Source organism: Streptomyces kebangsaanensis (assembly GCF_001906585.1).
GTDB lineage: Bacteria > Actinomycetota > Actinomycetes > Streptomycetales > Streptomycetaceae > Streptomyces > Streptomyces kebangsaanensis.
The window spans coordinates 93,345-102,548 of sequence record NZ_JUJA01000088.1 but is presented as its reverse complement, the minus strand read 5'-3'; the positions used below and the strand labels follow the sequence as shown (position 1 = coordinate 102,548).

Sequence of the window (9,204 nt, the reverse complement as noted above, 5' to 3'; positions counted from 1 at the left end):
GCCCGCCGGCTCGGCGCGATCGGCGCGGCGGCGGAGGTCGTCGCGGCCCGGCTCATCGAGCGCCGGCCCGGCCTGGTGCCCCAGGCGTACACCACCGGCCGGGCCCGCCTCCTGCGCCTGGCCTCGGAGGGCCTGACGCTGGCGGGAGCGCTCGCGGCCGTGTCCGTCGCCCGGCGCAGCCGCCCGGCCGCGGCCGCGGCGGGACTGGCCCTGCTCGCCGGGAGCGCCCTGCAGCGCTTCGGCACCTTCGAGGCGGGCGTCGCCTCCACCAGGGATCCCGCCTATGTCGTCGTCCCGCAACGCGAACGCCTGAACGCGGCCGACGCGGGCCACACCGGTCGCATCGGTCGAGAGGTCCCGTGACTACGGGGCCGGCCGGCTGTCCTGTGCCCGGGAGCCCGCGGACGGCAGGGGCGCGTCCTGCCGCGCGGGACCGCCGTCGGCCATGGCGGCGGCCCGCCNNNGGGACGGCGCGGCGGGCGCCGTGGGCGTCCTGCCGTCGCGTCCGCGGACCAGCGAGGCGGCCGCGGCGGCCAGGGACATGACGATGGCCAGGGAGAAGACCACGACGAGGCCGTCGTGGAACGGCTGCGCGACGAGGTGGGGGAAGAACTCGCGCCCGGTCAGGTGGGCCTGTGCGGACGGGGAGAGGTGAGCGAGGATCGTCGGGCCCAGCAGATGCCGGACCGGGTTGTAGCCGAGGAAGGCGGCGAACAGGACGCCCACCGGTGGCAGTACGGCGACGGTGTGCGCGGCCCCGGCCGGGACGCCCTGGGCGGACAGGCCGGAGGCCAGGGTGTGCGGCAGGGTGCCGGAGAGCCCGGCCACCATGAGCGAGAAGAAGACGCCCATGGACAGCACCATGCCGGCGTTCTGGAAGGTGGCGCGCATGCCGGAGGCCGCGCCGCGGGCGTCGGCGGGCACGCTCGACATGACGATCGCGGTGTTCGGGGCGGCGAACAGGCCGCCGCCGAGGCCGTTGAGGAGGACCAGCACCGCGAAGACGCCGTAGGAGAAGTCGCTGGGCAGGACGAGCAGTCCGGCGAACGACACGGCCATCACCACGAAGCCGGCCGCGGCGAACAGCCGCGCGCCGAACTTGTCGGACAGTGCGCCGGCGACGGGGCCGGCCAGCAGGAAGCCGATGGTCAGCGGCAGCATGTAGATGCCGGCCCACAGCGGCGTGTCGGCGTAGTCGTAGCCGTGCAGGGGCAGCCAGATGCCCTGCAGCCAGATGATGAGCATGAACTGCAGTCCGCCCCGGGCGACGGCGCCCAGCAGGGTGGCCGCGTTGCCGCCCGCGAAGGCCGCGTTGCGGAACAGGTGCAGCGGGAACATCGGCTCGGGGACCTTCAGCTCGACGAGGCAGAAGACCGCGAGCATCACCGCGCCGCCGATCAGTCCGGCCAGGACCCACGGGTTGGTCCAGCCCATGGTGTGGCCGCCGTAGGGCTGGATGCCGTAGGTGATCCCGGCGAGCAGCGCCGTCAGGCCGGCCGCGAAGGTGATGTTGCCCCACCAGTCCGTGCGTCCCGGCGTACGGACACCGGTCTCGCGCAGTGACCTGTACGCCCACACCGTGCCGGCCAGGCCGATGGGCACGTTGACCCAGAAGACGGAGCGCCAGTTCCACGTCACGAGGAACCCGCCCAGCACCAGGCCGATGAACGACCCGGCGATGCCGGCCACCATGTTCACGCCGAGGGCCGTGCCGCGCTGCCGTGCGGGGAAGGCGTCGGTGAGGATGGCCGCGGAGTTGGCCATCAGCATCGAGCCGCCGACGGCCTGGGCGATGCGCCAGCCGATCAGCCACAGCGCGCCGGCCGCGCCGTGGAAGGGGTCGAGGGAGAGGACGACGGAGGTGAGCGTGAAGACCAGGAAGCCGGCGTTGTAGATGCGGACCCGGCCCAGCATGTCGCCGAGCCGGCCGAGGGCGACCACCAGCACCGCGGTCACCAGCATGTAGCCCATCAGGATCCACAGCAGGTAGCTGACGTTGGCGGGCTGGAGCGGGTCGAGCCGGATCCCGGTGAAGATGCCGGGGAGCGAGATCAGCACGATCGAGCTGTTGATGGTGGCGAGCAGCATGCCCAGCGTGGTGTTGGTCAGCGCGACCCACTTGTAGCGCGGGTGGTCCGCGCCGATCCACGTCCTGCGGTCGCGGTGCCCGGTACCGGCGCCGCCCGGTACGAGGCCACGCTTCTCGCTGGTCATCGCGTGCTCCCGGTGTGCTGTCCGGCCGGTGGACGCGGTCGCGCGTCGTCCTCGGTCATCCGTCGCACGAGCGGCAGGGCGGTCCGCATCGCCGCTCCCAGTTCCCGTTGCTGCTCCACGGGCAGGCCGGCCAGCAACTCCGCCAGGCGGGCGTCGCGCGCCCGCCTGCGCTCGGCGAGTACGTCGCGGCCGGTGTCCGTGACGGCGACGAGGCTGACCCGCCCGTCGCCGGGGTCACCGACGCGCGTCACCAGGCCCTGGCGTTCCAGACGCTGCACCAGCTGGGTCATCGACGGCTGGGTGACGCCCTCCGCCACCGCGAGTGCGGTGAGCCGGGCCGGGCCCTCGCGTTCCAGGCGGGCCAGGGTCGAGGCGGCGGTGAAGCTCATGCCGCGCCGGTCCGTCATGGTCCTGATCACGGCGGAAGCCACCTCCGCCAGGGCGTGTGCGGTTGCCCGCGGACCGTTCTCCCGGTGCGTCTCCTCCACGATTCCAAGTATCACGCGCCTATATAGGCGGCCTATGAAAAACTTGGTAAGGGAAATCCCGGAGTCCCTGCCCCGCGGCCGCCTCCCGGGGCTCGCTTCAGGTCCCGTCCGCGCGGCCGGGCGGCGCCGCCGTGCTGTCGCGCACGACCAGGCGGGTGGGTACGAGGGTCGTCCCGCGGTCCGGTCCCTCCCGGCGCACCTTGCTCAGTACGGCCGCCACGCACAGCCGCCCCACCTCGGCGAAATCCTGGTGCACGGTGGTGAGCGGCGGCAGAAAGGAGGCCGACTCGGGGATGTCGTCGAAGCCGATGACGCTGACGTCCCGAGGTACCCGCCGGCCGTGCTCGTGCAGGGCGCGCAGCAGGCCGAGGGCCATCTGGTCGTTGGCCGCGAAGACGGCGGTGCAGTCCTCATGGCCGGCGAGTTCGCGGCCCGCCCGGTAGCCGGACCCGGCCGACCAGTCGCCCCGGACGAGCGGTGGCGGGACGCGGCCCGCCCCGGCCAGGGCCGCGCGCCAGGCGTCGGCGCGGCGCTGGGCGGCGAAGGAGCCCTCGGGCCCGGCCAGGTGCCACACCGTCCGGTGACCGAGGCCGAGCAGGTGACGGACGGCGGCGCGGGTGCCGCCGGCCTGGTCGGTGTCCACGACCGTGTACCGGTCGCCGGCGTCGGAGTCCACCACCACGACCTGGACGTGGGGCGGCAGCGTGAGGGTGGCCGCGTCCAGCAGGTGCACCTCCATGATCACGATCACCGCGTCGACCGCGAGTTCCTCCAGCCGGGAGAAGGCGCCCCGGACCTCGTCCTGGGTGGGCACGGCGACCGGCAGCAGCGTCACCGCGTAGCCCTCACGGGCCGCGGAGGTGGCGATCGCCTCCAGCGTGCGCACGTTGCCCGTGGTGGACAACGAGAAGGTGATGACGCCGATGGTGCGGAACTCGCCGCGTTTGAGGGCCCGGGCCGCGCTGTTGGGGCGGTAGCCGAGTTCCTTCATGGCCGCGCGCACCTGGCGGCGTGTCTCCTCCGTCACGCCGGCGTAGCCGTTGGACACCCGGGAGACCGTCTGCGAGGAGACTCCCGCCAGACGGGCCACGTCCGCCATGGAGGCACTGGGCCGCCCGCTGCCGCGCCGGCGGCCGCCGGCGGGCTCCGGGCCGTCGCCAGGGACGTCCGCCGGGGCGCTTCCAGCCATGACCGCGTCGTCCTGCCTCTCTGTCGTCGCTCAACCGGGCCTTCGGAAAGGGCTCTTGACCGTCTTTGTCGGGGCAGTGTAGACATGCCGCGATCGGATGTTTGCGTAAACATAGCAGTCCGGCGCTTTTCGGTGATCGATGTTTGCGTAAACATCCGCGCGGTACGGGGCGCCTGGAGACCGGGTGGCGCCAACGGTTCCGGGACTGGACGAGCGGGGAACGACATGACGACGTTGCAACCGCGGGCCGCCGCCGAGCCGCGGCCCGCGTCACCCCGGGCGAGAGGGGACCGCCGCTCCTGGACGGGATGGGGCTTCATCGGTCCCTTCGTGGCCGTGTTCGCCCTGGTCTTCCTCGCCCCGATCGCGTACTCGGTCCATCTGAGCCTCTACCGCACCCGGTTGATCGGCGGGACCGCCTTCGTCGGTCTGGACAACTACCGGCAGGCGCTGCGGGACGACCAGTTCTGGGCCGCGCTGGGCCGGGTCTCGCTCTTCCTCTGCGTCCAGGTGCCGATCATGCTCGGCATCGCCCTGCTGGTGGCCCTCGCGCTGGACAGCGGGCGGCTCTACGGCAGGAACTTCTTCCGCGTCTCGATCTTCCTGCCCTACGCCGTGCCCGCCGTGGTCGCCACACTGATGTGGGGCTTCATGTACGGCACCCGTTTCGGCCTGGTCGGGGACCTGGGCGACGCGTTCGGCGTCCCCCTGCCCGACCCGCTCTCCCCGCACCTGGTGCTGGCCTCCATCGGCAACATCGTGACCTGGGAGTTCGCCGGCTACAACATGCTGATCTTCTACTCGGCGCTGCGCGTCGTCCCGCACTCCCTCTACGAGGCGGCTCGGATCGACGGTGCCGGCCAGTTCCGGGTCATCACCGCCATCAAGCTCCCCGCGATCCGCGGCGCCCTCGTCATCGCGACGGTCTTCTCCGTCATCGGCAGCTTCCAGCTCTTCAACGAGCCGAGCATCCTGCAGCCGCTGGCGCGCAACGCGATCACCACCGACTACACCCCCAACTACTACACGTACTCGCTGTCCTTCTCCGGCCAGCAGCACAACTACTCCGCGACGGTCGCCATCGTCATGGGGCTGATCACCATGGTCATCGCCTATGCCGTCCAGCTGCGCGGCATGCGCAAGGGAGCGTGAAGCGGCGATGACCGGTCCCGTCACCACCGCCCCCGGCCGCTCCGCGACCGCGTCGTCCGGCTCCTCGGGCTCCATGCCCCGGCTGCGCACTCCCCGCCGCCGGCACGTCCCCGGCAGACCCCGGCGCAGTGTTCTGCTGACCCTGCTCACCGGACTGGTGCTGCTCCACAGCCTCCTGCCCCTGGCCTGGCTGACCATCAGCGCGACCAAGTCCCAGCAAGGGCTGACCCGTTCGTTCGGCCTGTGGTTCGACCACGACTTCGCCCTGTGGCACAACATCAGCGAGACGTTCACCTACCACGACGGCGTCTTCACCCGCTGGCTGCTCAACACCCTGCTGTACGTGGTGCTGGGGGCGGGCGGCGCCACCTTCCTCGCCGTACTGGGCGGTTACGCCCTCGCCACGTTCGACTTCCCCGGCCGACGCGCCGTCTTCGCCGTCGTCATCGGCGCGGTGGCCGTCCCGGGCACGGCCCTGGCGGTCCCCACCTTCCTGATGTTCAGCAGGATGGGGCTCACCAACACCCCGTGGGCGGTCGTCATCCCCTCGCTGATCTCGCCCTTCGGCCTCTACCTGATGTGGGTGTTCGCCACCGAGGCGATCCCCGCCGAACTGCTGGAGGCCGCGCGCATCGACGGCGCCGGCGAGACGCGCGCCTTCTTCCAGGTGGCGCTCCCGTTGCTGGCGCCCGGGATCGTCACCGTCCTGCTGTTCACCACGGTCGCCACCTGGAACAACTACTTCCTCCCGCTCATCATGATCAAAGACCCGGACTGGTACCCGCTGACCCTGGGCCTGAACAGCTGGAACGCCCAGGCGGCCACCGCCGGCGGCGAGGCCGTCTTCCACCTGGTCGTCACCGGCTCCCTCATCACCATCGTGCCGCTGATCGCCGCCTTCCTGCTGTTGCAGAAGTACTGGCAGTCCGGTCTCGCCGCCGGAAGCGTCAAGGAATAGCCCCCTGCGATCCCATCCGTCACGGCTTCGGCCACGAAGAAGTGGAAGCCCTACGATGCACAAGCACTCACGCCACCTGCTGCGCGGCATCGGCCTCGTCTGCGCCCTCGCCCTGGGATCGACTGCCTGCGGCGGATCCGGCGACGGCGGCTCGGACCACAGGGCCGTCTCCGCCGCGGACATCCGGGCGGCGCTGAAGAAGGGCGGCACCATCACCGTCTGGGCGTGGGAACCCACGCTCGAGCAGGTGGCGGCCGACTTCGAGAAGGCGCACCCCGGCGTCACGGTCGAGCTCGTCAACGCGGGTACCGGCAACGAGCAGTACAAGGCACTGCAGAACGCCATGTCCGCCAGGAAGGGCGTCCCCGACGTCGCCCAGATCGAGTACTACGCCATGGGCCAGTACGCGCTGACCAAGCAGCTCACCGACCTGGGGCCGTTCGGCGCCGGCAAGCTCTCCGCCGGCTTCTCCCCCGGCCCGTGGAACGGCGTGAAGGCCGGCGGCAGCGTCTACGGCCTGCCCATGGACTCCGGCCCGATGGCCCTGTTCTACAACAAAAGGGTCTTCGACAAGTACAGGATCAAGGTGCCCACCACATGGGACGAGTACGTCGACGCCGCCCGCGCCCTGCACAGGGCCGACCCGAAGGCGTACATCACCAACGACGCCGGTGACGCCGGCTTCACCACCAGCCTGCTGTGGCAGGCCGGTTCGCGTCCCTACAAGGTCGACGGCACCAAGGTGCGGATCGATTTCTCCGACCAGGGCGCCAGGACGTACACCGGCACCTGGCAGAAACTGCTGGACGAAAAACTCCTCGCACCCGTCAACAGCTGGACCGACGACTGGTACAAGGGCCTCGGCGACGGCACCGTCGCCACCCTCGCCACCGGCGCCTGGATGCCGGCGAACTTCGCCTCCGGGGTGAAGGACGCCGCGGGCGACTGGCGCGTCGCCCCGCTGCCGCAGTGGACGGCGGGCGGCAGGGCGAGCGCCGAGAACGGCGGCAGCGCCCTCGCACTGCCCGAGCTCGGCGGGAACGAGGCGCTGGCCTACGCCTTCGTCGCGTACGCGAACGCCGGCGAGGGCGTGCGGACCCGCGTGGCGGGCGGCGCCTTCCCGGCGACCACCGCACAGCTGAACTCCGAGGAGTTCCAGGACACCGGGTTCCCGTACTTCGGCGGCCAGCAGGCCAACAAGATCTTCGCCGAGTCCGCCGCGAACGTCGCCGACGACTGGTCGTACCTGCCGTACCAGGTGTACGCGAACTCGGTCTTCAACGACACCGTCGGCAAGGCCTACGTCTCCGGCACCAGGCTGACCGACGGCCTGAAGTCGTGGCAGGACGCCTCGGTCGAGTACGGCGACGAGCAGGGTTTCACCGTCGAGAAGTAGACGCCGGGCGGCGCGGCCGTCCCGCGCCGCCCCCGTGCACCACCGGAAGGACCGCCATGATCTCCACCCTCCTGTCCCGCAACCACCGCGGGCCGGACGGTGACCGCTCTCCCCGTCTCGCCTACGGCGCCGACTACAACCCCGAACAGTGGCCCCGGGAGGTGTGGGAGGAGGACGTCCGGCTCATGCGGGAGGCCGGCGTCACCATCGTGTCCCTGGGCATCTTCTCCTGGGCCCGTGTCCAACCCGCCCGCGACGCATGGGACTTCGCCTGGCTCGACGAGATCATGGACCTGCTGCACGAGGGCGGCGTCGGGGTCGACCTGGCCACCGCGACCGCCTCCCCGCCGCCCTGGCTCACCACCGCGCACCCGGAGATCCTGCCGGTCACCGAACGCGGCGAGACGCTGTGGCCCGGAGCGCGCCAGCACTGGCGGCCCACCTCGCCCGTCTTCCGCGAGCACGCCCTGAGACTGGTCCGCGCGATGGCGCACCGCTACGCCGGCCATCCCGCGCTGGTGGCCTGGCACATCTCCAACGAGCTGGGCTGCCACAACGTCCACGACTACTCCGACGACGCCGCCCGGGCCTTCCGCGACTGGCTGCGCGTCCGCTACACCACGCTGGACGCGCTCAACCACGCCTGGGGCACGTCGTTCTGGTCGCAGCGCTACGGCGACTGGGAGCAGATCCTGCCGCCGCGGCTGGCCGCCTCCCACCCCAACCCGACCCAGCAGCTGGACTTCAAGCGCTTCTCCTCGGACGCGTTGAAGGAGTACCTGCGCGCGGAGCGGGCGGTCCTGCGGGAGATCACTCCGGACGTGCCCGTCACCACCAACTTCATGGTGATGGGCGGTACTCGGGGCATGAACTACCCCGACTGGGCCGACGAGATCGACTTCGTGTCGAACGACCACTACGTGCGCCCCGGCCCCCAGGACCGCGACGAGCTGTCCTTCTCCGCCAATCTGACCAGCGGGATCGCCGGGGGCCGGCCCTGGTTCCTGATGGAGCACTCCACCAGCGCGGTCAACTGGCAGCCCGTCAACGTGGCGAAGCGGCCGGGCGACCTGGCCCGTGACTCGCTGCTGCACGTGGCGCACGGCGCCGACGCCGTCTGCTTCTTCCAGTGGCGGCAGTCGGCGGCCGGAGCCGAGAAGTACCACTCGGCGATGGTCCCGCACGCCGGCGCCGACAGCGATCTGTTCCGTGCCGTGACCGCCCTGGGCGCCACCCTGCGCACCCTGGCTCCGGTCGCCGGGTCGGAGCGGGAACCCGCCCCGGTGGGCGTCCTGTACGACTGGGAGTCGTGGTGGGCGAGCGAGCAGGGCTCCCACCCCACCTCCCTGCTCGACTACCGGCAGGAGGCGCTCGACTGGTACTCGGCCCTCCTCGCCCTCGGGATCCGCGCCGACCTGATCACCACCCGCTCCGGCCTCGACCGGTACCGGCTGCTGATCGCACCCGTCCTGCACGTGGTGCCCGCCGAGCTCGCCAAGGAGCTGACCCGGTTCACGGAGCAGGGCGGTCACCTGGTCACCACGTACTTCTCCGGGGTGGTCGACGAGAACGACCACGTCTGGCTCGGCGGCTACCCCGGGGCGCTGCGCGAGCTGCTGGGGATCCGCATCGAGGAGTTCGGGCCGCTGCTCGCCGGCCGGACGGTGGAACTGGACGACGCGTCCACCGGCAGCCTGTGGACCGACCGGATCACGGTCACCGGCCCCGGCACCGAGGTCCTCGCCCGCTACCGCACCGGCACGTACGCCGGCCGTGCGGCGATCACCCGCCGCCGCAGCGGCGGGGG

At 71.6% G+C, this 9,204-nt stretch carries 6 protein-coding genes and 2 pseudogenes; 5 read left to right on the top strand and 3 right to left on the bottom strand.

Features of this window, described 5'->3' with window-relative positions:
- Positions 1–363: pseudogene (locus RH94_RS46130) on the top strand (NrfD/PsrC family molybdoenzyme membrane anchor subunit); the annotation flags it as partial.
- 101 nt (positions 364–464) lie between these two features.
- Here RH94_RS46130 and RH94_RS13460 read toward each other — a convergent pair.
- The 3 genes from RH94_RS13460 to RH94_RS13450 form a co-directional block, all read right to left on the bottom strand.
- On the bottom strand, positions 465–2,214 hold a 1,750-nt coding region (locus RH94_RS13460), incomplete at its 3' end, for an MFS transporter (RefSeq protein ID WP_407697309.1).
- Entirely contained in the window at positions 2,211–2,702 is a 492-nt protein-coding gene (locus tag RH94_RS13455) for a MarR family winged helix-turn-helix transcriptional regulator (protein WP_073947836.1), read from the bottom strand. The genes RH94_RS13455 and RH94_RS13460, both read right to left, overlap by 4 nt.
- A 97-nt stretch (positions 2,703–2,799) precedes the next feature.
- A complete protein-coding gene (locus tag RH94_RS13450) occupies positions 2,800–3,801 on the bottom strand; it encodes a LacI family DNA-binding transcriptional regulator (RefSeq protein WP_107428705.1) in 1,002 nt (333 codons plus the stop codon).
- A gap of 315 nt (positions 3,802–4,116) precedes the next feature.
- Here RH94_RS13450 and RH94_RS13445 point away from each other — a divergent pair, with 315 nt between their 5' ends.
- From RH94_RS13445 to RH94_RS13430, 4 genes and pseudogenes are all read left to right on the top strand, one after another.
- Complete coding sequence (locus tag RH94_RS13445; protein WP_073947834.1) at positions 4,117–5,043, top strand: carbohydrate ABC transporter permease; 927 nt, start codon at positions 4,117–4,119, stop codon at positions 5,041–5,043.
- Positions 5,044–5,050: 7 nt separating this feature from the next.
- The gene (locus RH94_RS13440; RefSeq protein ID WP_073947833.1) at positions 5,051–6,001 is read left to right on the top strand and encodes a carbohydrate ABC transporter permease; all 951 of its coding nucleotides are present in this window, start codon (positions 5,051–5,053) and stop codon (positions 5,999–6,001) included.
- Positions 6,002–6,056: 55 nt separating this feature from the next.
- The gene (locus RH94_RS13435; RefSeq protein WP_073947832.1) at positions 6,057–7,397 is read left to right on the top strand and encodes an ABC transporter substrate-binding protein; all 1,341 of its coding nucleotides are present in this window, start codon (positions 6,057–6,059) and stop codon (positions 7,395–7,397) included.
- A 56-nt stretch (positions 7,398–7,453) separates the two neighbouring features.
- Positions 7,454–9,204, top strand: a pseudogene (locus RH94_RS13430) (beta-galactosidase); the annotation flags it as partial.

What these genes read in the sequence shown, in the direction of transcription:
- RH94_RS13450 (WP_107428705.1), bottom strand. Translation starts at nt 3,801, where the DNA reads ATGGCGGACGTGGCCCGTCTGGCGGGAGTCTCCTCGCAGACGGTCTCC.
- RH94_RS13445 (WP_073947834.1), top strand. Translation starts at nt 4,117, where the DNA reads ATGACGACGTTGCAACCGCGGGCCGCCGCCGAGCCGCGGCCCGCGTCA.
- RH94_RS13440 (WP_073947833.1), top strand. Translation starts at nt 5,051, where the DNA reads ATGACCGGTCCCGTCACCACCGCCCCCGGCCGCTCCGCGACCGCGTCG.
- RH94_RS13435 (WP_073947832.1), top strand. Translation starts at nt 6,057, where the DNA reads ATGCACAAGCACTCACGCCACCTGCTGCGCGGCATCGGCCTCGTCTGC.